The 22165-nt window shown below is 65.9% G+C and carries 23 protein-coding genes; 12 read left to right on the top strand and 11 right to left on the bottom strand.

The annotated features are described in order from the left end of the window. Positions 1-5 precede the first annotated feature (5 nt). From fliI to XF30_RS34675, 6 genes are all read left to right on the top strand, one after another. The gene (gene fliI / locus XF30_RS34700) at positions 6-1331 is read left to right on the top strand and encodes a flagellar protein export ATPase FliI (RefSeq protein ID WP_036011877.1); all 1326 of its coding nucleotides are present in this window, start codon (positions 6-8) and stop codon (positions 1329-1331) included. Between the two features lie 121 nt (positions 1332-1452). After that, the gene (gene fliJ, locus XF30_RS34695; RefSeq protein ID WP_025032035.1) at positions 1453-1872 is read left to right on the top strand and encodes a flagellar export protein FliJ; all 420 of its coding nucleotides are present in this window, start codon (positions 1453-1455) and stop codon (positions 1870-1872) included. Between the two features lie 176 nt (positions 1873-2048). Then, complete coding sequence (locus tag XF30_RS34690) at positions 2049-2594, top strand: sigma-70 family RNA polymerase sigma factor (protein WP_036036017.1); 546 nt, start codon at positions 2049-2051, stop codon at positions 2592-2594. Positions 2595-2631: 37 nt separating this feature from the next. Continuing rightward, positions 2632-3693 (top strand): anti-sigma factor, encoded by a 1062-nt coding sequence (locus XF30_RS34685; RefSeq protein WP_109145206.1) that lies wholly within the window; start codon positions 2632-2634, stop codon positions 3691-3693. Positions 3694-3844: 151 nt separating this feature from the next. Then, positions 3845-4804: a helix-turn-helix transcriptional regulator gene (locus tag XF30_RS34680; protein WP_036036012.1), complete on the top strand. Its 960-nt coding sequence runs from the start codon at positions 3845-3847 to the stop codon at positions 4802-4804. A gap of 116 nt (positions 4805-4920) precedes the next feature. Continuing rightward, positions 4921-6141 carry an NAD(P)/FAD-dependent oxidoreductase gene (locus XF30_RS34675; RefSeq protein ID WP_109145205.1) on the top strand — a complete coding sequence of 407 codons (1221 nt, stop codon included), beginning with the start codon at positions 4921-4923 and terminating at the stop codon, positions 6139-6141. A 273-nt stretch (positions 6142-6414) separates the two neighbouring features. Here the strand turns inward: XF30_RS34675 and XF30_RS34665 are convergent, their stop codons facing one another. The 8 genes from XF30_RS34665 to XF30_RS34630 all read right to left on the bottom strand — a co-directional run bounded on the left by XF30_RS34665 (position 6415) and on the right by XF30_RS34630 (position 13763). Further along, positions 6415-6615: a hypothetical protein gene (locus tag XF30_RS34665; protein ID WP_036011854.1), complete on the bottom strand. Its 201-nt coding sequence runs from the start codon at positions 6613-6615 to the stop codon at positions 6415-6417. 294 nt (positions 6616-6909) lie between these two features. Continuing rightward, positions 6910-9051, bottom strand: coding sequence for a flagellar biosynthesis protein FlhA (flhA, locus tag XF30_RS34660; protein WP_192893339.1), 2142 nt, complete (start codon positions 9049-9051; stop codon positions 6910-6912). Positions 9052-9406: 355 nt separating this feature from the next. Then, positions 9407-9709: a copper-binding protein gene (locus XF30_RS34655; RefSeq protein WP_109145202.1), complete on the bottom strand. Its 303-nt coding sequence runs from the start codon at positions 9707-9709 to the stop codon at positions 9407-9409. A 17-nt stretch (positions 9710-9726) separates the two neighbouring features. After that, positions 9727-10182 carry a cupredoxin domain-containing protein gene (locus XF30_RS34650; protein ID WP_192893338.1) on the bottom strand — a complete coding sequence of 152 codons (456 nt, stop codon included), beginning with the start codon at positions 10180-10182 and terminating at the stop codon, positions 9727-9729. 32 nt (positions 10183-10214) lie between these two features. After that, entirely contained in the window at positions 10215-11549 is a 1335-nt protein-coding gene (locus XF30_RS34645) for a multicopper oxidase family protein (protein ID WP_109145200.1), read from the bottom strand. A gap of 14 nt (positions 11550-11563) precedes the next feature. Beyond that, positions 11564-12991 carry a TolC family protein gene (locus XF30_RS34640; protein ID WP_109145199.1) on the bottom strand — a complete coding sequence of 476 codons (1428 nt, stop codon included), beginning with the start codon at positions 12989-12991 and terminating at the stop codon, positions 11564-11566. Between the two features lie 9 nt (positions 12992-13000). Further along, positions 13001-13276, bottom strand: coding sequence for a hypothetical protein (locus XF30_RS34635; protein ID WP_109145198.1), 276 nt, complete (start codon positions 13274-13276; stop codon positions 13001-13003). A 76-nt stretch (positions 13277-13352) separates the two neighbouring features. Then, positions 13353-13763 (bottom strand): hypothetical protein, encoded by a 411-nt coding sequence (locus tag XF30_RS34630; protein ID WP_502696148.1) that lies wholly within the window; start codon positions 13761-13763, stop codon positions 13353-13355. On the opposite strand from XF30_RS34630, the gene XF30_RS38755 reads away from it, so the two are divergent. After that, on the top strand, positions 13750-13995 hold the full coding sequence (locus XF30_RS38755) for a hypothetical protein (protein WP_192893486.1): 246 nt from the start codon (positions 13750-13752) through the stop codon (positions 13993-13995). The two genes, XF30_RS34630 and XF30_RS38755, sit on opposite strands and share 14 nt — an antisense overlap. Continuing rightward, positions 13949-15214, top strand: coding sequence for an MFS transporter (locus XF30_RS34625; RefSeq protein WP_109145196.1), 1266 nt, complete (start codon positions 13949-13951; stop codon positions 15212-15214). Before XF30_RS38755 ends, XF30_RS34625 begins: the two co-directional genes overlap by 47 nt. Here XF30_RS34625 and XF30_RS34620 read toward each other — a convergent pair. After that, positions 15211-15618 carry a DUF4864 domain-containing protein gene (locus XF30_RS34620; protein ID WP_109145195.1) on the bottom strand — a complete coding sequence of 136 codons (408 nt, stop codon included), beginning with the start codon at positions 15616-15618 and terminating at the stop codon, positions 15211-15213. The genes XF30_RS34625 and XF30_RS34620 overlap by 4 nt on opposite strands. Before the next feature lie 227 nt (positions 15619-15845). Between XF30_RS34620 and XF30_RS34615 the strand changes: the two genes are divergently transcribed. Then, the gene (locus XF30_RS34615; protein WP_051057095.1) at positions 15846-16223 is read left to right on the top strand and encodes a PRC-barrel domain-containing protein; all 378 of its coding nucleotides are present in this window, start codon (positions 15846-15848) and stop codon (positions 16221-16223) included. 194 nt (positions 16224-16417) lie between these two features. On the opposite strand, the gene XF30_RS34610 is transcribed toward XF30_RS34615, so the two are convergent. Together XF30_RS34610 and XF30_RS34600 are read right to left on the bottom strand one after the other, a co-directional pair. Then, positions 16418-16633 carry a hypothetical protein gene (locus XF30_RS34610; protein WP_036011828.1) on the bottom strand — a complete coding sequence of 72 codons (216 nt, stop codon included), beginning with the start codon at positions 16631-16633 and terminating at the stop codon, positions 16418-16420. Between the two features lie 754 nt (positions 16634-17387). After that, positions 17388-18020, bottom strand: a complete 633-nt coding sequence (locus XF30_RS34600; RefSeq protein WP_109145194.1) for a TetR/AcrR family transcriptional regulator — start codon at positions 18018-18020, stop codon at positions 17388-17390. 252 nt (positions 18021-18272) lie between these two features. Here XF30_RS34600 and XF30_RS34595 point away from each other — a divergent pair, with 252 nt between their 5' ends. The 3 genes from XF30_RS34595 to XF30_RS34585 are packed head-to-tail and all read left to right on the top strand — an operon-like array spanning position 18273 to position 22070. Further along, positions 18273-18770: a (2Fe-2S)-binding protein gene (locus tag XF30_RS34595; protein WP_036026794.1), complete on the top strand. Its 498-nt coding sequence runs from the start codon at positions 18273-18275 to the stop codon at positions 18768-18770. Continuing rightward, the gene (locus XF30_RS34590) at positions 18767-19822 is read left to right on the top strand and encodes an FAD binding domain-containing protein (protein ID WP_109145193.1); all 1056 of its coding nucleotides are present in this window, start codon (positions 18767-18769) and stop codon (positions 19820-19822) included. The genes XF30_RS34595 and XF30_RS34590 overlap by 4 nt, the downstream gene beginning before the upstream one ends. After that, positions 19815-22070, top strand: coding sequence for a xanthine dehydrogenase family protein molybdopterin-binding subunit (locus XF30_RS34585; RefSeq protein WP_109145192.1), 2256 nt, complete (start codon positions 19815-19817; stop codon positions 22068-22070). Before XF30_RS34590 ends, XF30_RS34585 begins: the two co-directional genes overlap by 8 nt. The last annotated feature ends 95 nt before the right edge of the window (positions 22071-22165 follow it).

The raw sequence follows: 22165 nt of genomic DNA, 5'->3' as shown, positions 1-22165 counted from the left end.
CCCCGATGAAGGCGCTGGCCGAACAGATCGGCGACATCGACGGCATCAACATCTATGGCCGCGTGGTCGGCGTTCGCGGTCTGATGGTCGAGGTGGCCGGCCCTATCCACGCGATGTCGGTCGGCGCGCGGCTGGTGATCGAGACCGGCGCCAACCGCACCATTCCGTGCGAGGTGATCGGCTTCTCCGGCAACAATGCCGTGGTGATGCCGTTCGCCGGCCTCGAGGGCGTGCGCCGCGGCTGCAAGGCGGTCATCGCCAATGCCGCCAACCAGGTGAGGCCATCCGCGGCCTGGCTGGGACGCGTCGTCAATGCGCTGGGCGAGCCGATCGACGGCAAGGGGCCGCTGCCGCAGGGCTCTTCGCCGATGCCGTTCCGCAATACGCCGCCGCCCGCCCATTCGCGCAAGCGCGTCGGCAGCCCGCTCGACCTCGGCGTGCGCGCCATGAACACCTTCCTCACCTGCTGCCGCGGTCAGCGCATGGGCATCTTCGCAGGCTCCGGCGTCGGCAAGTCGGTGCTGCTGTCGATGCTGGCGCGCAACGTCGATGCCGATGTCAGTGTCATCGGGCTGATCGGCGAACGCGGCCGCGAGGTGCAGGAATTCCTGCAGGACGATCTCGGCGAGGAGGGCCTTGCGCGCTCAGTCGTGGTGGTCGCGACCTCCGACGAGCCGGCCCTGATGCGCCGCCAGGCGGCCTACCTCACGCTCGCGGTCGCCGAATATTTTCGCGACGAGGACAAGGACGTGCTCTGCCTGATGGACTCGGTGACGCGCTTTGCGATGGCCCAGCGCGAGATCGGCCTGTCTGCCGGCGAGCCGCCGACAGCCAAGGGTTACACGCCGACCGTCTTCACCGAGTTGCCGAAGCTGCTGGAGCGTGCCGGGCCGGGATTGGGCGAGGGCGCCATCACCGCGATCTTCACGGTGCTGGTCGACGGCGACGACCATAACGAGCCGATCGCCGATGCCGTGCGCGGCATCCTCGACGGCCACATCGTGATGCAGCGCTCGATCGCCGAACGCGGTCGCTATCCCGCGATTAACATCCTCAAATCCGTCTCGCGCACGATGCCGAAATCGGCCGATCCGCAGTTCTGGCCGGTCATCCAGCGTGCCCGCCAGGTGATGGCGACCTATGCCGACATGGAGGAATTGATCCGTCTCGGCGCCTACCGCGCCGGATCCAGTCCCGAGGTCGACGAGGCCATCCGCCTCAACGAGCCGCTGGAAGCCTTCCTGCGCCAGCGCAAGGACGAAAAGGCATCGCTCGCGGAGGGCTATCGCCAATTGGCGCAAATCCTCGGCAATTTGGAAACGGAACGCTAACTTTGTCCGGTCATCATCCGATCCCACAGAGTAGCAGAGCCGGTCTGGGCCCCCTTCGGGCCCGTGGGGTGACCGGTATCGTCCCACGTGCAGCGGGGGGACTTCTGGGGAGTACGAGTCGATGAAGTCACGAGATACCCTCATCCGCCTGAAGAAGTTTCAGGTCGACGAGAAGCGCCGCCGGGTCACCCAGATCGAGACCATGATCGCCGACTTCCAGCGCATGTCGGTCGATCTCGAACGCGAGATCCAGACCGAGCAGGAGCGCGCCGGGATCAACGATCCCTCGCACTTCGCCTACCCGACCTACGCCAAAGCCGCGATCCAGCGCCGCGAGAACCTGACCCGCTCGGCCGACGAGCTCAAGGGCCAGCTCGAGGAAGCCAAGGCCGCACTGGCCGAGGCCTTCGAGGAGCTGAAAAAGGTCGAGCTGCTCGACGAGCGCGACCAGGCCCGCGAGCGCGCCGAGGAGAACGCCCGCGAGCAGGCCGACCTCGACAGCATCGGCCTGATGCGTGCCCGCATCGGCGCCGTCGCCTGAGCCGCTAGCCCGCCCCTCCAGGAATTGCCAAAACCCGGACCCGCAAGGTCCGGGTTTTCGCATGTGCTGTCCACAGTGTGGCGCCGCGCCCCTTGGTGGTCCGCTTGGCCGCGCGCTATGGTGGTGCGGTGCCGGGGTCTACGCGGAACGCGACGGCCCGCGTGTTGGGGGGCTGAATGCTGACGCCAGCGGAGCTGGTCGGGTTGATTGAGGCGGTGGCGAAGGGCGATCAGGCCGCGTTCGAGCGCCTCTACGCCGCCACGCGCGCGAAACTCTATGGCGTCGTGCTCCGTATCTTGCGCAGGCAGGATCTCGCGGAGGAGGTCATTCAGGAGACTTACGTCAAGATCTGGAACAGCGCCGGCCAGTTCAATCCGGCCCTGTCCTCGCCGATCACGTGGATGGCCTCGATCGCCCGCAACCGCGCCATCGACATCGTCCGCAAGAAGTCGGAAGCCTCCATCGAGGAAGAGCCTCAGGCGATGGAGGTGGCGGCCGAAAGTCCCGATCCACTGGCCCGCCGCGAGATGACCGAGGAGCTGAAGCGGCTCCTGGAATGCATCGGCCGGCTCGAGCCGGACCGTCAGAGGCTCGTGCTGCTCGCCTATTACAACGGCTGGAGCCGCGAGCAATTGGCGGAGAAATTCGCCGCGCCGGTCAACACGGTGAAGACGTGGCTCCGGCGCAGCATGTTGGATATCCGGGAGTGCCTCGGACTGTGATCGCTTGGATGATGAGGGTGGTTCTGGACTGCAATTGATGGCCTATACGGAGGACCATATCGCGCTCGCCGCGGAATATGCGCTCGGTACGCTCGGCGCCGACGAGCGCGCGCAGGTCGAGACCATGATGGCGGTGGACCCGGCGTTCGCCGAGATCGTGCAGGCCTGGGCCTACCGACTCGGCGTGCTCAACCAGATGGTCGGCTCGGTCGAGCCGCGTCCGATCGTGTGGGAGAACATCAGGGCGGAGATCGCGCGCGCGGCCGCCGCGCAGGAGTCGCCTGCGCCTGCCGAAGCTTCGCCGCCACCACAGCCGCCTGTGCCCGAGACGTCCTCGCTGGCAGCTGCGGAATCTCCGCCCGAGAGCTCGCAGTCGGCTGAGGTGCAGCAGCCCGAAGCCGCCGCGCCTGAGGCGCCGCGTCCCGAGTTTGATGCTGTTCCGGACATCGCGCCGCAATTCATCCCGCAAGTCCATGCGCCGGATGCCAACGTCGTCCGTACGCCGCACGCGCCGGTGGTCGACGACAGCAACGTGGTTCGCCTTGAGAGTCGGATGAAGCGCTGGCGCAACGTCGCATCCGCCCTTAGTGCGCTCGCGGCCGCGCTGCTCGTGACGCTGTCATTGCAGATCTTCCTGCCCGACGCGCTGCCGGGCGCCTTGCGTCCCCCGCCGCGCATCCAGACGGTGGAGGTGAAGACGCCGGCTGCCCCGCTCGCCGCCTCCGCGCAATATGTTGCGCTGCTGCAGGGCCAGGGCGGCGGTCCCGCCTTCATCCTCACCATCGACGGCGCGACGCGGAATTTCACGGTGCGAAAGGTCGGCGCCACACCGGAGCCCGGCAAGAGCTTCGAGCTCTGGCTGATCTCGGACAAGCTGCCGCGCCCGCGCTCGCTCGGCGTGATCGGTGCCGGCGATTTCACCGCGCGTCCGCTGCTCGCCTCCTACGATGCCGAGGTCGTCAATAGCGCGACCTTCGCCGTCACCGTCGAGCAGGCGGGCGGCTCGCCGAACGGCCAGCCGACCTCCGCCCCGGTGTTTTCCGGCAAGCTGATCGAGACCGTGCCGCCGTCCCAACCGCAGGCGCCCGCGCAGAAATAGGTGCCACGGCGACTGTCGCCACGGTCCATCCCGCTGTCGCAGCCCGACAAGTGCCCCCGAATCCGCCCTCGATTTGAACCTCGCCTCGGTCCACGGCGTCAAATTCCCGGAATTTGAACGCGATTGATGCCGGAAAGGGCGAGAAAATCAGATGGATGCAGCGAGAACGCCGGGCATCTTCCTTCACCAATATGCAGGCCTGCCGCACGGTCCGGCCTTCGAGCATTGGCGCGAGCGGGCCGTCGGTCGCTGCGGCCTCGATATCGGGCCGAGCCATGGCGACAGCATCGATTGCCGGCTGCAGATCAGCGTCGTCGACAACATCACGCTCGCCATTCCGGAAGGCGCCTCGGCGCAATATTCCCGCACGCAGAGCCACCTTGCCGACGGCAGCGACGATCTCGTCCTGATCGCGGCCCACGCAGGGCTCGTCCGCGTCGGGCAGAACGGCCACACCGTCGAGCTCACGCCCGCCCAGATGGTGCTCGTCGACATGAGCGTGACCGGGACCGTCGGCCACACCGAGGCAGACCGCTTCACCAGCATTCGCATGCCGCGCCGTGCGCTGCTCGACATCAATCCGCGCGCCGAGGACAAGCTCTCGCAGGTGCTCGTCGACGGCGCAGTCGCCGAGACCATCTTCCGCTACCACGCGCTCGCCGCCAATCACGCGCCGCATCTCGATGCGGTCGGCCAGCGCCTGACCGCGCAGCACATGGTCGATCTCGTCGGTCTCCTGCTCGGCACCGATGCCGAGCACGCAAGCCGCGCCCGCGGCCGCGGGCAGGCGGCGGCGCGCCTCGATCTCATGCGCGCCGACGTGATGGCCGCACTCGGCCGTAACGATCTCTGCCTCGCCGAAGTTGCGACGCGCTCAGGCCTCAGCCCGCGCCAGGCCCAGCGCCTGTTCGAGCAGGCCGGCACGACCTTTACTGAATTCGTGCTGGAGCAACGCCTGCTCCATGCGCGCAAGCTGCTCGGCGATCCCCGCGCCAGGATGCGCAAGATCAGTGACATCGCGCATTCCTCCGGCTTCTCCGATCTGTCGTACTTCAACCGCGCCTTCCGCAAGCGCTTTGGCGCGACGCCGTCGGAGCTGCGCGAGGCATAAATCGCGATTTTGTGCAGCGGCGCGGACGCCGCCGCATTTGGTCGGCGCCTGTTGTTGCGCTAGTCTGTCTCCGCGGGCAGGCCGCAGGTTTCCTCGGGAAAGTGCAGTAGGCGGAGATGGCGCGTATCGTCGTGCTCGGCGCCGGGTTTGCGGGGTTGTGGGCGGCCATCGGCGCCGCGCGCAAGCGCGAGGAGATCGGTGCGAGCGATCGCGACATCGAGATCCGTCTCGTCGACCGCAATCCCTATCACAATATCCGCGTGCGCAATTACGAGGCCGATCTCGCCGAGGTCGCGCTTCCGCTTCCGCAACTGCTCGATCCGATCGGCGTCAGCCACGGCCTTGGCGAGGTCGAGGCCGTCGATCCGGCCCGGCGCGAAATCTCGCTCGTCACCAGCGCCGGCGCGGAGACGCTGCACTACGACCGCCTGGTGCTGGCGCTCGGGAGCGCGGTGATGCGTCCCGACATTCCCGGCCTGGCCGCACACGCCTTCGACGTCGACACCTATGCCGCGGCGCTCCGCCTTGAAGATCATCTGGTTTCGCTCGGACGCAGCGCGCCGTCTCCGGGCCATTCAACGGTGGTCGTGGTCGGCGCCGGCTTCACCGGCATCGAAGTCGCAGCTGAGATGCCGGACCGGTTGGCGCGCGCAGGGATCACCGGCAGCCGCCGCATCATCCTGGTCGATCCCAATCCGAGCGTCGGCGCCAGCATCGGCGCGAACGCGCGCCCGGTGATCGAGACGGCCCTGGCTTCGCTCGACATCGAGACGCGGCTCGGCGTGCGTGTCGCCGCGATCGAGGCCGCGGGCATGCGCCTGAGCTCGGGCGAATTCATTCCGGCACGGACGGTGATCTGGTGCGCGGGCATGCGGGCAAGCCCTTTGGCGGCGAGCTTTCCGGGCGGGCGCGATTCGCTCGGGCGCCTGCTCGTCGATCCCTTCATGCGTGTGGCCGATGTCGGCGGCGTGTTCGCGGCCGGCGATGTTGCGTCGAGCGTGATCGACGGGCTGCATCCGACATTGATGTCCTGTCAGTTCGCCCGTCCCATGGGCCGCTTCGCCGGCCACAACGTGGTCGCCGATCTCGTCGGCCTGCCCATGCTGCCGCTGCGGATCGACTGGTACGTGACCGTGCTCGACCTCGGCGGCTGGGGCGCGCTCTATACCGAAGGATGGAATCGCGAGGTCCGTGCCACCGGCGCGGCCGCGAAGGCGACCAAACAGACCATCAACCGCAAGCGCATCTATCCGCCGCTCTCGGGACGCAAGGACGAGCTGTTCGCTGCCGCCGCCCCGACCGTGCAGGCGCCGCCGCCGACTTACGGGGCGCGATAGTTGGCGACGGCGTGCCGCTTGCTCCGTCATTGCGAGCGCAGCGAAGCAATCCAGAGTCTTTCCGCGGAGGCAGTCTGGATTGCTTCGCTGCGCTCGCAATGACGAATTGGACGCGTGCGCTCGCAATGACGAGGTACCAGAAATGGGAAAGCGCCCGTGGGGGGCGGGCGCTTTCTGTAGTCGACTTGGGGTTGGGGTCGTCTACATATCCACGTGGCGACTTTGGGGGGCTGGTAAAGAGCCGCGTGAATTCACAAAACTCGTCAGATCTCCTTAGCGAACGAGGGACGCGTTCGAACTGGTGACAACGACCGGCTTCCCGGCCTTGATGACGCGGGCGGTCTGGGTCAGGCCTTCATCCGAACCCGAGCGTGCCGTAATGCCGAGGCCAGCCACCGCGATCCCTGCGACGAGGGCGACGACCACGATTTTCAAATGGGTCGCGCGATCTGCGCTGTAGATCGAGTGGTTCATGGAAGCCTCCTGCCGCCATCTACCCGAAGTAGTCGCCGGCCATTTGAGGCAGGTTCATGCTTCCGGTGCCCATCAACCTAGTATCGGGGGGATTCGTTCCCAAGGGGCCATCACAAGGGCGTGATATGACGTGATAGATCGCGATCAAAGGCGACCCTTGATCGTTCTTTTATATAATTATTTCAAAGCTGTAATGAGCCTAGTGCCGGGTTTTTGAGGCCTTGGTCGACAAGGCGCCAGGAACTCAAAAACCATTTGCCTGTGGCTGAAAAACACACGGCTTCTTAAGGCAAATCAGATGCTTCCGACGGTTTTCAGCCTCGCCCTGGGGTGGATTTCGGCCTGAGACAGCACGGTGGTCTGGGCCCGGAACCGTTCCACCAGGGAGCGCACGAAGGGCCGAATGGAAGCGGAGGTGACCAGCACCGGCGCCTCGCCTTCGCGGGCGGCGCGCTCGAAGGCCTCGCGCACGGCAGTCATGAATTCCGAGAGTTTCGAGGGCTGCATGGCAAGGCTCCGCTCCTCGCCCTGGCCGATGATGGATTCGGCAAAAGCCTGCTCCCATTTCGCCGACAGTGCGATCAGCGGCAGATAGCCGGCGTAAGAGGTGTTCTGCGCGCAGATCTGCCGCGCCAGCCGCGCGCGGACGTGCTCGACCATGGTCGCAGGGTTGCGCGAGAAGGCGAGCGAATCCGCGATGCCTTCGAGGATGGTGGAGAGGTCGCGGATCGAGATGCGCTCGGCGAGCAGCAGCTGCAGCACGCGCTGGATGCCGGAGACCGTGACCTGGCCCGGGACGATGTCCTTGACCAGCTCGCTCTGCTCCTTCGGCAGCTCCTTGAGCAGCTTCTGCACCTCGCCGTAGGACAACAGGTCCGACATGTTGGCCTTGAGCAGCTCGGTGAGATGGGTCGAGAGCACGGTCGCGGCGTCGACGACCGTGTAGCCCTTGAGCGAGGCCTCTTCCTTGAGGCTGGCATCGACCCAGGTTGCGGGCAGGCCGAAGGTCGGCTCGGTGGTGTGGATGCCGGGCACCTGCACCTGGCTGCCGCCGGGATCCATGACCATGAACTGGTTCGGCCAGATCTTGCCGGTGCCGGCGTCGACCTCCTTGATCTTGATGATGTAGGTGTTGGCCTCGAGCTGGACGTTGTCGAGGATGCGCACCGCCGGCATCACGAAGCCCATCTCGATCGCGAGCGAGCGGCGCAGCGCCTTGATCTGCTCGGTGAGGCGGTCGGTGCCGTCGGGGCCGTTGACCAGCGGCAGCAGGGCGTAGCCGAGCTCGATCTTGAGGTCGTCGATCTTGAGCGCGGCCGAGATCGGCTCTTCGGTCGCGGCAGCGCCTGGCGCACCCGGCGTTCCCGGCGCGGGCGCGGCGTGAACGGCGGCTTCGGCCTTGGCCGCCACCCGATTGCGGTTGCGGGCGTTCCAGGCCAGCGCGCCGGCGCCGGCGCCGAGCGCGAGGAACGGAAGGGTCGGAATGCCCGGCAGCGCCGCCAGCACCAGCATCACCGCCGAGGACATCGCCAGCGCCTGCGGATAGCCGGAGAACTGCTTCATCAGCGCCTTGTCGGCCGCGCCGGAGACGCCGGCCTTGGAGACGAGCAGGCCGGCCGCGGTCGAGACGATCAGCGCCGGCACCTGGGTGACGAGGCCGTCACCGACGGTCAGCAGCGTGTAGGTACGGCCGGCGTCGGCGAAGGACATGCCCTGCTGCGCGACGCCGATGATCATGCCGCCGACGACGTTGATGAAGACGACCAGGAGGCCGGCGATGGCGTCGCCCCGGACGAATTTGGAGGCGCCGTCCATGGCGCCGAAGAAGCCGCTCTCGTCCTCCAGCTCCTTGCGCCGCTCCTTGGCGACCTTCTCGTCGATCAGGCCGGCGCCGAGGTCGGCGTCAATCGCCATCTGCTTGCCGGGCATGGCGTCGAGGTGGAAGCGGGCGGCGACTTCGGCGATGCGGCCCGAGCCCTTGGTGATGACGACGAAATTGACGATGATCAGGATGGCGAAGACGATGATGCCGATGACGAAATTGCCGCCCATCACGAAGTTGCCGAAGGCCTCGATGACGTGACCGGCGGCGGCCGTGCCCTCGTGCCCGTGCGACAGGATCAGCCGGGTTGAGGCCATGTTGAGCGAGAGCCGCAGCATAGTCGAGATCAGGAGGACGGTCGGGAAGGCCGAGAACTCCAGCGGCGTCTGGATGAACAGCGACGTCATCAGGATCAGGATCGAGAGCGTGATCGAGATCGCCAGGAACACGTCCAGCACGATCGCGGGCAGCGGCAGGATCAGCACCACCAGGATGGTGAGAACGCCGAGCGCCAGCGCGATGTCGCCGCGCTTGAGGACGGTGACGATGTCATTGAGGGAAGGGATCGAGGGCCTTGCGCTGCCTACGCCCTGTCCTGCCGTGACGTCGACCATGGTAGCTGCCTCCCCGCGCGACTGCCGTCCGCGCGCCCCAAACGTCTGCGCGGCGGCCGACGGGCCGCCGTTCCGAAAGTGAGGCACCGCACTGGCGTCCACGGGAGCTCCCGTTCTAAACGCGGCCGACGACACTCGACTTCACCCGGCAATTCTTGCCGGGTGTATGGTTAGCAAAGGGTTAACGGAGGGGGTGGGAGGAGTTCAGACCGGGATGTTTCGGGGGCGGGTTGTCATTCCGGGGCGATGCGGCGCATCGAGCCCGGAATCCATCGGGCCGCAGGTATGGTGGTGAAACGGATTCCGGGCTCGCGCCAAGAGGCGCGCCCCGGAATGACGGGCAGGCGAGGCTGCCCTACTTCGCCTTCTGCATCTTGGTCACCGTGTAGCCCGACGACCCTTCCTCGGCCTCGAAGGTGATCTTGTCGCCGACCTTCACCTGCTTGAGCATGGCGGGATCCTTGACCCGATAGACCATGGTCATGGGGTCCTCCATGCCGAGGCTCTTGGCCGGGCCGTGCTTGAGCGTGATCTTGCCGGCGCCTTCGTCGATCTTCTTGACCTCGCCGCTGATCGCGGCGCCCTCTGCGGCGAGGGTTGCGGTCGCGAGGCCGACGCTCAGCGCCAGCGCGGCAGTGATATTGATGATGCGATTCATGTGGATCTCCTCTCGCGTTACTTCACGTTGACCTGGCCGACCATGCCGTACTCGCGGTGGTCGGGAATGAGGCACGAATATTCGAAGGTGCCGCGCTTGCTGAACTTCCAGAGGATCTCGGTCGTCTTCTTCGGTGCAAGCCGCGCCGCATTGGGCTCGTCGTGCTCCATGTGCGGATGCTTCTTCATCTGCTCCGCATGCGCGAGATTCTCCTTAGATGTGGCCAGCAGGAATTCGTGGTCCTCCTTGCCGACATTGCGCAGCACGAAGCGGATCTGCTCGCCGCGCTTGACCTCGATTTTCGCGGGCGTGTAGTCCATCTCGTTCATCAGGATTTCGATAGTGCGCGCGGGCTTCCTGGGATCGCCGGGCTCGCCGGCCGAATAGTTTCCGTGCCCGTGCTTGTCGTGAGCGAAGGCCGGCGCGGCCGAAAGTGCAGCCAGCGCGAGGGCGAGCTTGAGCGTGATCTTCATCGTAGTCTCCGGTTGGTGGTTCATCGAAACGCTCACATCTTGTGCTTCATCGGCGGACTGCCGGATTTCTGCCGCGCCGGCTCGGGGGCGGGTGCGGCGACTTCGTAGGCGACGGTGCCTGGCGGGAATTTGTACGGACCGGGATCGCGGTAATCGTCGCGTGCGAGGTCTTCGCGGATCTTCATCACGGTGAACATGCCGCCCATTTCGATCGGCCCGAACTGGCCGGTGCCCGTCATCATCGGCAGCGTGTTGTCGGGCGCGGGCATCTCCATGTTGCCCATCGCCATGCCGGTCGAGCCCATGGCCATGCCGTCCGGCGCCAGCTTGCCGACGGCCTTGGCGAGATCCTTGCGCGACACGCCGATCAGGTTGCGCACGTCGTGTCCCATCGAATTCATGGTGTGGTGCGACTTGTGGCAATGGAACGCCCAGTCGCCGGGATTGTCGGCGAGCACGTCGAACACCCTGATGGCGCCGACCGGAACGTCGGTGGTCGTCTCCGGGATCTGCGCGCTTTCCTGAATCCAGCCGCCATCGGTGCAGGTCACCGCGAAGCTGTGGCCATGCAAATGGATCGGATGGTTGGTCATGCTGAGATTGCCGATACGCACGCGTACCTTGTCGCCGAGCCTGACCGGCAAGGGATCGATGCCGGGAAAGACCCGCGCGTTCCAGGTCCACATGTTGAAGTCCGTCATCTCGTTGACGTGCGGCAGATAGGTGCCGGGGTCGACGCGATAGGTGCTCATCACAAACACGAAGTCGCGGTCGACGGCGCGGAAGTTCGGGTCGCGCGGATGCACGATGAACATGCCCATCATGCCCATCGCCATCTGCACCATTTCGTCGGAATGCGGGTGGTACATGAAGGTCCCGCTCTTCTTCATCTCGAATTCGTAGACGAAGGTCTTGCCCGGCTGGATGTGCGGCTGGTTCAGCCCGCCGACGCCGTCCATGCCGCTCGGGATGATCATGCCGTGCCAGTGGACCGTGGTGTATTCGGGCAGTCTGTTGGTGACGAAGATGCGGACCTTGTCGCCCTCGACGGCCTCGATGGTCGGGCCCGGCGATTGCCCGTTGTAGCCCCACAAATTCACCTTCATGCCCTCGGCGAACTCGCGAACCACCGGCTCGGCGACGAGATGGAATTCCTTCCAGTCGCCGTTCATGCGGAACGGCAGCGACCAGCCGTTCAGCGTGACCACGGGGCGATAATCCGGGCCGCTGGTCGGATGCAGCGGCGGCTGCATCACCACCTTGTCCATGGTGGGGGCTTCCGGGATAGACGCGGCCTGGACGCGGCCTTGAATGGCCGATGCGCCGACAAGCGCGGCGGTCCCTAAAAATCCTCGGCGAGAAAACATCTTGGCCTCCGTCTTTAGTGGCCGCCGCCTTCGGCAGGAGCTGCCGCGGCAACGGTGGTTGGATTGTCGGCGCCGCCGGCGGGCAGACCGCCGCCGTTGACCGCGGTCTGCAGATCGGCCTGGGCGAGGAAGAATCTCTGCCTGGCGTCGATCGCGCCGCGCAGCGCCGCGAGGCGCTGCCGCGCTTCGGTGAGCAGCGCGAAGATGTCGACCTGCATGCTGGAGAAGCGCAGCTGCATCTCCTCGGTGATGATCTTTCGCAACGGGATGATCTCGCGCTGGTAGTGGCCGGCGATGTCGTAAGTGGAGCGGTAGACGCGATAGGCGTCGCGCGCCTCGGAGCGCACATTAACGGCCCGCTCGGTCAGGCGATTGAACGCGAGGTTGTAGGTCTCGCCGGCCTGGCGCACGCGCACCTCGCCGCCGTCGAAGATCGGAATCTGGAACTGCAGGTCGAAGCCGCGCTCGCGGAACGGCGGCCCTTCCGGATCCTGGGTGCGGCGGGAGATGCCGGCGATATCGAGCAGCGTCACAAAGCGCGTCGCCTCGGTGAGGTTCAGCGCCTTCGCCAGCGCGGCCAGCTCAAGCCGCGCGACCTGCAGGTCGAGGCGATGCGCGACCGCATCGGCCTCGATCGTGGGGAGGGCCAGCGGCCGGCGCGGCAGCGGCGGCAGTTGATTGGGCAGGCGGAAGTCGAGACCGTCGTCCCACAGCCCCATGAGGCGCGCCAGCCTTTCGCGCGCGCTTCCCGCTGCCTGTCGCGCGCTGGCGAGGTCGGCGGTGGTCTCGGCATAGAACACCTGCTCGCGGGCTTGGTCGAGCTTGTTGAGCGAGCCGGTCTCGCCGAGCTTGAGCGCGAGCTGTGCGGTCGATTCCGCCGTGGCCTTCGCGTCGGTCAGCAGCCCCACCATCTCATTGGCGGCGACAGTGCGGACATAGGCGCGGCGCACGTCCGAGGCGAGCCGCAGCGTCGCCAGCGCGGCGCGCAGCTGCGCTCCGCGGAAGCGTTCGCGAGCGATCTCGGACCGGAACGGCAGGGTGGCGAGCGCGAGGATGTCGCCGACCACCTGGCGCTCGATCTCGCTGGCGCTATTGCCGGTGATGCGCGAGACCGCGAACACCGGATTGGCCGGCAGGCTCTGCTCGACCAGCTCGGTCTCCGCCAGCGCCAGCTCGTTGTAGGCGGCCTGCAGTCCCTTGTTGTTGAGCAGCGCGATCTGCACGGCGGCGTCGACGCTGAGCGTGCGCGAGAGCAGCTGGCGGACACGGGCGTCGACCGCGGCGGCGCCCTCGGCCGAGCGCACGAAGGCGACGTCCTTGTTGATGGTCCGGCTCGTCAGATCCGAGACGTCGGTCATGCCGCCGTCGGGCGAGAACGCGGCGCAGCCGGACATGCTGAGCGCGGCGATGACGAGCAGGCCTCGCGCAAGGTGGGGTGTCATGGCGCGCTCCTACCGCTCTTGCTTCGGCTGCGGCTTCACCGCCTCGTTGCGGCCACGCCATGGTGCCGGTGTCGCAGGCCGCAGGCTGGTATAGGGCGCGATGGTCGAGCGATAGCCGACGGGGGCCACCTTCGCCGCGGGATCGGCGGGATCCGCGCTGGCCATGTGCGTTGTTGCCGGCATGCAGCCGGACAGGGCACCCAAGGCCAGCAGCAGCCAAATGAAACGTGAGTGTCGATCACCCACCGCAGATGCGGCAGATTTCGCCCCGGAAAGCGCAACCATGTCTTAATTCCTGATCTGGAGACCACAGGTTCGCGCGCGCAGAAGCGCGCATCGAAACCGACGCCGTCGTGTCAGATCAGGCGATGGGGGGACGGTAGTGCTGGGGCGGCGCGGCGCTGTGCAGGCTGGGCACGATCTCGAGCGCACAGGTCGATATCGGCCGGACCGGCATGGCGACGCTGGGCAGATCGGCCGGCAGCGCGCTGACGCACATCATCGCACAGCAGGGGCCCACTGTTCCCTTGCCGTCATGATGATTCGGAGCTGGCGCGTCCTTTGCGGCGGTCTGGGAAGAGGTGCCCGCATGCTCGTGCGGAACGTCGCCATGGTTCGCAGCCATACCATGGCTCGCAGCCATATGGTGATGCGCCGGAACGAGGTCAGCCTGGGCATCGTCGCCGAGGCAGGGCGCAGCACTGCCCCAGGCGAGGCTTGCGGCCGGCGCGAGCACGCAGAACAGATAGGCGAGGGCGATGATCCGCCCCACCCTGATCCGCATCGATCGCGTCAATCGCATTAACATCCCGCCGATAGGCTCCTCGCGCGGCAATGTTGCACACGCTTGTTGCAAACTAATGGCAAAAGACGCATTCGCCAAGACCTTATTACCGCAGCGCACCGCGCATGCCCAATATCGCGGCAAGCTGCTTGACCATACGGCGATCCGCGAACATGGTCCTGCCCGTGCACGCGCCAAATCATCCAGGACAAACACCTGACGCCTTCACCCCTGACTCCCGTCAGGCCTGGGTGCGGCTCGTCCTTGCCCTCGTGATCGGCTCGATTGGCGCCGTCGGCATGTGGGCCGTCGTGGTCGTGATTCCCGTGGTGCAGGCCGAATTCGCTGCCACGCGCGGCGCGGTGTCGCTGGCCTTCACCCTCATGATGTTCGGCTTCGGGCTTGGCGGTGTGATCGCCGGCAAGATCACCGACCGGTTCGGCATCGTGCCGGCGATGGCGATCAGCATCGCCTTCCTCGGCGTTGCCAATGTGCTCGCCGGGCTGTCGGGCCAGCTCTGGCAGTTCGTGGCGGCATATTTCTTCATCGGGCTCGGCACCTCCGCGACCTTTGCGCCGCTGATGGCCGAAGCCTCGCATTGGTTCGAACGCTATCGCGGACTGGCGGTGACCATTGTCGCCAGCGGCAATTATGTCGCCGGCGCGATGTGGCCGCCGATCGTGAGCTGGGGCACGCAGGAGATCGGCTGGCGCTATACCCATATCGGCATCGGCATCGTCTGCGCCGGCCTGATGACGGTGCTAGTGCTGATCCTGCGCGCACAGATGGGCCGCGACACGGTTCACGATCATGCCAACGCACCGCCGCCCCGGGTCGATCTCAGGCTGTCGACGAACACGCTGACCGTGCTGCTCTCGATTGCCAGCATCTCCTGCTGCGTGGCGATGGCGATGCCGCAGGTGCACATCGTCGCCTATTGCGGCGATCTCGGTTATGGCGTCGCGCGCGGCGCCGAGATGCTGTCCTTGATGATGGGCTGCGGCATCGTCAGCCGGATCGGCTCGGGCTACCTCGCCGACAAGATCGGCGGCATCTACACGCTCCTGGTGGGAACGCTGGCGCAGGGCTTTGCGCTGGTGTTCTATCTGTTCTTCGACAGCCTGACCTCGCTCTATCTGATCTCCGCGATGTTCGGCCTGTTCCAGGGCGGCATCGTGCCGAGCTATGCCATCATCGTGCGCGAGGCGATGCCGGCGAGCGAGGCCGCGACCCGCGTCGGCATCGTGATCTTTGCGTCCGTGTTCGGTATGTCCTTCGGCGGCTGGGTGTCCGGCGTCATCTTCGATGCCACCGGCTCGTATGCCGCAGCGTTCGCCAACGGCGTCGCCTGGAATGCGCTGAACATCGGCATCGTCGTGCTGCTCTTGATCCGCGCGCGGACGGGCTCGGTCAAGACCGGCCCAGGCTTTGCCACCTAAACGGCCTGTCCCGCCTTCAGCAGCGAGCAGCCGGTGATCTTGTAGCTGCCGTCGCCCTGCTGCTCGAGTGTGTAGAGCGCCTCCCAGGCCTCGCCATTGGCATCGATGATATGGACGCGCTGGGCGATCCAGCCGCCATCGCTCTTGCTCTCGCCAAATTCGAAACTCTTGTGTCGATAGACCGGCGCGTAGCCGTTCTGCACCATGGACATGAAGATGTCGGGTGCGGGAAAGATCTCCTTGATCGCCGGTGCAGCATAGGAATAAGCGGCCGTCGCATCGTCGCGAACGAAGGCCTGCTCCTGGGCGCGGATGACGCTCTGGGCCGCCGCGACATCGCCGGCAAACGCCGAAACGTGATGACAGGCAACAATGAGAGCGACCAGCAAGGCTGCGATGCGCATGACAGGCTCCGCGTTGAGTATCCCGGCGGAGGCGATGCTAGCACATCTGCGGCGCCAGGGCGTGCACTCAGAAATCACGCGCTGGGCTTGGATGCTCCAGATGCCCACTCATCCGGGACAGCGACACAAAGAGCAGGCAGCTGCGACATGTTCTCCTTAGTTTGACAGGAACGGCTCCGCGATGGCCGAGTTAAGCCGGCAAAACCACCTTGTCAGGGAGCAAAGTCATGGCCCGTGCAACAGCCCATCCGGATCATCACTGCATCTCAAGCGAGGACATTGAGGGTACCGAGGTCTATGGAGCAGATGGGACGAATATCGGCGAGATTGATCACCTCATCATCGACAAGGTGTCAGGCCGCGTGGCTTATGCGGTCATGAGCTTTGGTGGATTTGTGGGCTTGGGTCACAGCCACTACCCCATTCCCTGGGGCGCTCTGACATATGACACGTCGCTTGCCGGCTTTCGAACCAATATCACCGAGCAACAGCTGAGGGATGCGCCTGAGTTCAGCGATGACTCCTGGGAAGATCGAGACTGGGAAACGCGAACTCACCGGTATTATGGAACGCCAACCTACTGGGAAGGGCGAGGCGGCCTATAACGCCAGCGGCACGTCAGGACAGCTGAACTGACGGCGGCACAAACATCAGAGGTCGTACAAGTCGCCGATCGGCCAGAAGCTGATTCCTGCGTCGCGTTGAAATGGCGCTACCCTGTTTAGTGCCGATGGCGAGATCATACTGCGCCATAGTTGGCGTTTTGATCGAAGGGATGTTCGAAAGCACGGGCCGAGAGCTACGGTATCAGCTCTCTCAAAATGTGATCGCGGTGCGCGAGGTGCCGCGCCAGTGTCAGCCGAAATGTTTCGCCGATAGCGCGAGCCAAGCTCGTGTCGTGCCCCGAAAGCTCAAGGTCCGCAATTCGAACCTCCTGCTCGGAAAGGTGTCGGTCGGCCAGTGAAATGTGCTCTTCGGCTTCCGCCAGATGGCGAAGCGCCATGGCGCGATCCATTTGTCGCTCCCATGCATAAATGCAGGCGGGAGCACGATTGGTCTCTCAGCCACCGACGCCTACGGCACGGCCTTGGCCGGTGATGACAGGCAAGTTATCTCAGCAAACTCGGCGCAGCAATCCTTTGAAGTTGCTCTAATCAGAGCGGTTACGGATCTGCGACAGGTCGGTTCGCGCTCCAGCAAGTCCTGCTGCACGGCCATGGCTTGCCATTGCCGGGCGGCTTCGCGCAGGCTATGGGCCACCACGTTGTCGCGCGTTAGGTCAGCAAGCTTTTCGCATCCATCGGCTCGCTCTAGCATCTGGTCTGGCCAGCATTGTCTAATCCGGTTTTCCGATGAGGCCGATATGCCTGCCACGGCCCGGAAGTGCATTCAGGTGTGTTAATGAAGCCTTTACGTTCTTGGAAACGGCTCGCGGCTTGAACGCTGCGCCACCCTGGTCAACTTTGTTTCGTCCTCATTCGGAAACGGCTCTTGAGTCTTACGGCCTAGAAACGTATCCGGCTTTGGACAGCGTTGAAGCACCTCGGTCGCCTCCGCCACGACCTCGCGGGCACGTTGAAGCGCCAGACGATCCTGTCTGAGCGAATTGGTGAGCCGGGGCAAATTGAGAACTGGCGCCATGCCTGAACCTGCCATGTCGCAAGTCGAAGCGATGTATCAAATGATCCTTTAAATTGGATTAGGTGACAACAGTTCCATGTTTAGCGAAGTCCGCTCGGGGTCAGCGGCTCCCATCGGCAAGCTCCAGCCTAGCGCTTTCGCTTCGTCGCAGGCTTTGTCGTCATCGACGAGCGGGCCTTGCTGGGCGGCCGCACGCGCAAGCCGTCGACGAACACGTCGAGCAGGCGCAGCGCGGTCGCCTGCCAGCCGGGCTGGTCGTGCACGTAGCACATGCCGAAGAAGGCGCGCAGCAGATCCTCCGGGCTGATGTCGGCGCGCATCTCGCCGGCTGCGACCGCCCGGTCCAGCAGCGAGCCGATCGCCTTGGTCAGACGCTCGAAGGAGAAGGCATGCAGCTCCGACCCGCTCTGCACTGCGAGCGCCAGCGCTGCCATCATCCCCTTCTTTGTCGCAACAAACTCGACCCCTGAGCGCAGCCAGCGCCGCAGCGCCTCGACCGGATCCTTGGCATTCTTCAACTGCTCGGCCAGCTCGCTGAGCTGCTCGACCTCGCGGCGGTACACCGCCTCGAACAAGGCCTCGCGCGTCGGGAAATGCCGATACAGCGTGCCGATGCCGACCCCGGCGCGCTTGGCCACCGCTTCCAGGCTCGCCTCCGAACCGCCCGCGCTGAACACCAGCTTTGCCGCTTCGAGCACGCGCTCGCGATTGCGCACGGCATCGGCGCGGGGTTTGCGGGTCTGGTCGGTGTGGTCGTCCATGGCGCGCAATGTAGATCACGAATTGGTTAGATTGAACCCTCGCCGGACCCGCGCAGGGCTGCATCGCGTTGGTGACGCACGCGCTTTTGACGAATTCCAGATTTTTCCGCGCCGCCCTTGTTAAGCGGAGGCTGCCTCCGTATCTTCCGATCAAGCGTCGGACGCATCGTGTTCGGACGGCGCTATTCGACAGCGGCCACGGCGGTGGCGCGCTGCGCGATGACTCATGTCCAAATCTGATCGGAGCCTTGTATGAACCACTCCATCAGCCTCACCGTGAACGGTGCGCGGCGCGATTTCGTCCTCGACGATCCGCGCGTCACGCTGCTCGATCTCCTGCGTGAGCGCCTTCATCTGACCGGAACCAAGAAGGGGTGCGACCGCGGCCAATGCGGCGCCTGCACCATCCTGGTCGACGGCAAGCGCATCAATTCCTGCCTCGCGCTCGCCATTAGCCATGACGGGGCCGACATTCTCACCATCGAAGGCCTCGCGCGCGGCGACCAGCTCCATCCCGTGCAGGCCGCCTTCATCGCACATGACGGCTTTCAATGCGGCTTCTGCACGCCGGGCCAGATCATGAGCGCGATCGGCATGATCAGAGAAGGCCAGGCCGGCAACGATCCCGAGCGCGTCCGCGAATGCATGAGCGGCAATCTGTGCCGCTGCGGCGCTTACGTCGGCATCGTCGATGCCGTGCTGGAAGCGCAAGGACAAATGGACGAAACCAATCAGAGGCGTTCCGCATGAAACAGTTCGATTATGTCAGGCCCGCCACGGTCACTGAAGCCGTTGTGGCCGCGGCTCAGCCGGGCGCGGTCTTTCTTGCCGCCGGCACCAATCTGCTCGACCTGATGAAGGGCGGCGTCAGCCGTCCGGACCGGCTTGTCGACGTCACGCATCTCGATGGCCTCGATCAAATCGAGACTCTCGCGGACGGATCTTTGCGCATCGGCGCGTTGGTGCGCAATGCCGATCTCGCCCATGATGCGGAGTTCGCGCGGTCCTATCCCGCGGTGGCCGAAGCGCTGCTCTCCGGTGCGTCGGCTCAATTGCGCAATGCCGCCACCGTCGGCGGCAATTTGTTGCAACGGACGCGCTGCGCGTATTTCTACGACACCGCCAGCCGCTGCAACAAGCGCGCACCTGGCTCCGGCTGCGACGCACTTCACGGCGAGAACCGCGGCCATGCCGTGCTCGGCTGGAGCGAGAGCTGTATCGCCACGCACCCTTCCGACTTCTGCGTGCCGCTGGTCGCGCTTGATGCCATCGTCGAGATCGAGGGCAGGGGCGGCCGGCGCGAGGTCGCGCTCGACGAACTGCACCGCCTGCCGGGCGATGCGCCCGAGCGCGAGACCGTGCTTGAGCCCGGCGATCTCATCGTCGCCGTGCGCCTGCCGCCTGCCGCACGCGGCTTTGCCGCGCATGCGCGTTACCTCAAGGTGCGCGAGCGTACCTCCTACGCCTTTGCTGTCGTCTCGGCCGCGGCCGCGCTGCGGATCGAGAACGGCAGAATCGCACAGGCGCGGCTCGCGCTCGGCGGCGTCGCCGCGAAGCCTTGGCGCGCTCGCGCAGCGGAAGACGTCCTCAAGGGCGTTGCGCCGACGGCGGACGCGTTCCAGGAGGCGGCCCGGCGTGCGCTCGAGGGCGCAAAACCGTCCGGCGACAACGCCTCCAAGATCGAGCTCGCGCGCCGCATCGTCGTGCGCGCGCTGACCTTGGCCGCCGCCGGGACGCCTGCGCGTATCCCCGCGCTGCCGGCCTCTCCCTTCGCCTCGACCTCCGGAGCCGTCCATGTCTGAGCTCAATTTGACCAGTGCGCCCGCACATCTCAGGCACGGCTCGAATATCGGCCAGCCGCTGACCCGCCGCGACGGCATCCTCAAGGTGACGGGGCAGGCGAGCTATGCTGCGGACAATCATCCGCCCGGCATGCTGTTTGCCGTGATGGCCGTCTCGAGCATTGCGCGGGGCCGTGTGGTCTCGCTCGATGTCGCTGCCGCAAAACGCCATCCCGGCGTCGTCGACGTCATGACGCCCGATCACAAGCCAGCGCTCGCGATCGACCCCGACCTCAAGACCAATCCGTTCGTATTCCGGATGGAGGTGTTGCAGAGCAATGAGGTCCGCTACGCCAATCAGGCGATTGCGGTCGTGATCGCTGAAACGCTGGAGGCCGCGACGGAAGGCGCCGCGCTGCTGGCCCCACGTTACGAGGTGCAGCCTGCGCTGGTCGGCCTCGATGCCGGCGAGAGCTTCGTGCCGCCGGTCGTCGGCGTCGGTAATCCCACGGAAAGCCATCGCGGCGATGTCGAGGCGGGCCTCGCCGCGGCCGACAAGCAGATCGACGCGATCTACGAGACGCCGCCGCAATATCACAATGCCATGGAGCCGCACGCGATCGTGGCGCGCTGGGAGGGTGACAAGCTCTTCTTGGACACGCCGAGCCAGGCCATGGTGATGGCTCGCGGCCGCGTCGCCGAGCTGTTTGGCCTCGCGCCGGAGAAGATTCACATCCGCAGCCCGTTCCTCGGCGGCGGCTTCGGCTCGAAGGGCTTCCTGACCGGGCCGCAGATCCTCGGCGTGATGGCGGCGAAGCTGGTCGGCAGGCCAGTCAAGCTGGTGCTCCGCCGCGAGCAGATGTATGGCCCGGTCGGCCACCGGGCGCCGACGCGCCAACGCCTGCGCCTCGGCGCCGATGGCGAGGGCCGCCTGACTGCGCTCGATCATCATGCGCGAACCGTGTCGAGCACCTTCGACGATTTCTACGAGCCTGCCGCCGATGCCTCGCACACGCTCTACGCGGCGCCCGCGATCCGCACTTCGCACGATGCCGTGCGCGTCAACACCGGCACGCCGCTGTTCATGCGCGCGCCGGGCGAGGCGACCGGCTCGATCGCGCTCGAGAGCGCGATCGACGAGATGGCCTGGGCCTGCGGCATGGATCCGCTCGCTTTCCGCCTGAAGAACTACGCCGAGGTCGAGCCGATGACGGGGCGGCCGTTCTCCTCCAAGGCGCTGCGCGCCTGCTACGAGCAGGGCGCCTCGCGCTTCGGCTGGGCCAAGCGTCCGCTGCAGCCGCGGCAGATGCGCGACGATGCCGGCCTTCTGGTCGGCTGGGGCATGGGTACGGCGACCTTCCCGGCGCTGATGTTCCAGGCCGAGGCGCGCGCGGCGATCCGCCGCGACGGCTCCGGCGTGATGGAGATCGGCGCGCATGACATGGGGCAGGGCGCCTGGACGGCGCTGGCGCAGATCGCGGCCGATTCCGTCGGTCTCGACATCGACCGCCTCGACTTCAGGTCCGGCACGTCCGACCTGCCCGATGCCGGCATCGCCGGCGGCTCGGCGCACACGGCAACCGCAGGCGCTGCGATCCACAGCGCCGGTGCCGCCGTGATCGGAAAGCTCGCCGATCTCGCCACAAGCGACGAGCGCTCGCCGCTGTTCGGCGCCGGCAATGCCGGCGTGATCGCGCGCGACGGCAGGCTGATCCGCCGCGACGATGAGAGCCGCAGCGAGAGCTATGCCGGGATTCTGGCGCGCGCGGGCGTTGCCGAAGTGGAGGCGCGCGGCACCGGCGCGCCGAACCCTGCGGCGATGGAGCAATATGCGATGCACGCCCACGGCGCGGTATTCGCCGAGGTGAAGGTCGATCCCGAGCTCGGCCAGGTCCGCGTCAGTCGCATGGTCGGCGCCTTCGCCGCCGGACGCATCATCAATCCGCGCATGGTGCAGAGCCAGTTGTTCGGCGGCATGATCTGGGGCCTGTCCTTCGCGCTGCACGAGGCGGCGATCACAGACCGCCGCAGCGGGCGGATCATGAACGCCAATCTCGGCGAGTACCACATCCCCGTGAACGCCGACGTGCCGCCGCTCGACGTCATCACCGTCGAGGAGCACGATCCGCACGTGAATGCGCTCGGCATCAAGGGTGTCGGCGAGATCGGCATCACCGGCAGCGCCGGCGCGGTCGCCAACGCGGTCTGGCACGCCACCGGCGTGCGCGTCCGCAACTTTCCGATCCGGATCGAGGAACTGCTGACGTAGTTCTAGCTCTTCCGAAACAGGCGGCCCCGGAGTGCCTAGGAGTCCGGGGCCATAACCTCAGCACCTTTGCGCGAGGCTGCTCGGCTACGGCTCCC

The organism is Bradyrhizobium sp. SUTN9-2, from assembly GCF_003122645.1.
GTDB lineage: Bacteria > Pseudomonadota > Alphaproteobacteria > Rhizobiales > Xanthobacteraceae > Bradyrhizobium > Bradyrhizobium yuanmingense.
The sequence above is the reverse complement of the archived record's forward strand: the minus strand, read 5'-3'. Positions and strand labels throughout refer to the sequence as shown.

Excerpts from the sequence above, each read along its gene's own strand:
- XF30_RS34610 (WP_036011828.1), bottom strand. The coding sequence starts at position 16,633 with ATGGATCGCGCCATGGCGCTTCGCCATCTGGCGGAAGCCGAAGAGCAC.
- XF30_RS34650 (WP_192893338.1), bottom strand. The coding sequence starts at position 10,182 with ATGAAGATCACGCTCAAGCTCGCCCTCGCGCTGGCTGCACTTTCGGCC.
- XF30_RS34585 (WP_109145192.1), top strand. The coding sequence starts at position 19,815 with ATGTCTGAGCTCAATTTGACCAGTGCGCCCGCACATCTCAGGCACGGC.
- XF30_RS34645 (WP_109145200.1), bottom strand. The coding sequence starts at position 11,549 with ATGTTTTCTCGCCGAGGATTTTTAGGGACCGCCGCGCTTGTCGGCGCA.
- flhA (WP_192893339.1), bottom strand. The coding sequence starts at position 9,051 with ATGGTCGACGTCACGGCAGGACAGGGCGTAGGCAGCGCAAGGCCCTCG.
- fliI (WP_036011877.1), top strand. The coding sequence starts at position 6 with ATGAAGGCGCTGGCCGAACAGATCGGCGACATCGACGGCATCAACATC.
- XF30_RS34655 (WP_109145202.1), bottom strand. The coding sequence starts at position 9,709 with ATGAATCGCATCATCAATATCACTGCCGCGCTGGCGCTGAGCGTCGGC.
- XF30_RS34595 (WP_036026794.1), top strand. The coding sequence starts at position 18,273 with ATGAACCACTCCATCAGCCTCACCGTGAACGGTGCGCGGCGCGATTTC.
- XF30_RS34590 (WP_109145193.1), top strand. The coding sequence starts at position 18,767 with ATGAAACAGTTCGATTATGTCAGGCCCGCCACGGTCACTGAAGCCGTT.
- XF30_RS34685 (WP_109145206.1), top strand. The coding sequence starts at position 2,632 with ATGGCCTATACGGAGGACCATATCGCGCTCGCCGCGGAATATGCGCTC.
- XF30_RS34600 (WP_109145194.1), bottom strand. The coding sequence starts at position 18,020 with ATGGACGACCACACCGACCAGACCCGCAAACCCCGCGCCGATGCCGTG.
- XF30_RS34625 (WP_109145196.1), top strand. The coding sequence starts at position 13,949 with ATGGTCCTGCCCGTGCACGCGCCAAATCATCCAGGACAAACACCTGAC.
- fliJ (WP_025032035.1), top strand. The coding sequence starts at position 1,453 with ATGAAGTCACGAGATACCCTCATCCGCCTGAAGAAGTTTCAGGTCGAC.
- XF30_RS34640 (WP_109145199.1), bottom strand. The coding sequence starts at position 12,991 with ATGACACCCCACCTTGCGCGAGGCCTGCTCGTCATCGCCGCGCTCAGC.
- XF30_RS34615 (WP_051057095.1), top strand. The coding sequence starts at position 15,846 with ATGGCCCGTGCAACAGCCCATCCGGATCATCACTGCATCTCAAGCGAG.
- XF30_RS34690 (WP_036036017.1), top strand. The coding sequence starts at position 2,049 with ATGCTGACGCCAGCGGAGCTGGTCGGGTTGATTGAGGCGGTGGCGAAG.
- XF30_RS34675 (WP_109145205.1), top strand. The coding sequence starts at position 4,921 with ATGGCGCGTATCGTCGTGCTCGGCGCCGGGTTTGCGGGGTTGTGGGCG.
- XF30_RS34635 (WP_109145198.1), bottom strand. The coding sequence starts at position 13,276 with ATGGTTGCGCTTTCCGGGGCGAAATCTGCCGCATCTGCGGTGGGTGAT.
- XF30_RS38755 (WP_192893486.1), top strand. The coding sequence starts at position 13,750 with ATGATCCGCCCCACCCTGATCCGCATCGATCGCGTCAATCGCATTAAC.
- XF30_RS34620 (WP_109145195.1), bottom strand. The coding sequence starts at position 15,618 with ATGCGCATCGCAGCCTTGCTGGTCGCTCTCATTGTTGCCTGTCATCAC.
- XF30_RS34680 (WP_036036012.1), top strand. The coding sequence starts at position 3,845 with ATGGATGCAGCGAGAACGCCGGGCATCTTCCTTCACCAATATGCAGGC.
- XF30_RS34665 (WP_036011854.1), bottom strand. The coding sequence starts at position 6,615 with ATGAACCACTCGATCTACAGCGCAGATCGCGCGACCCATTTGAAAATC.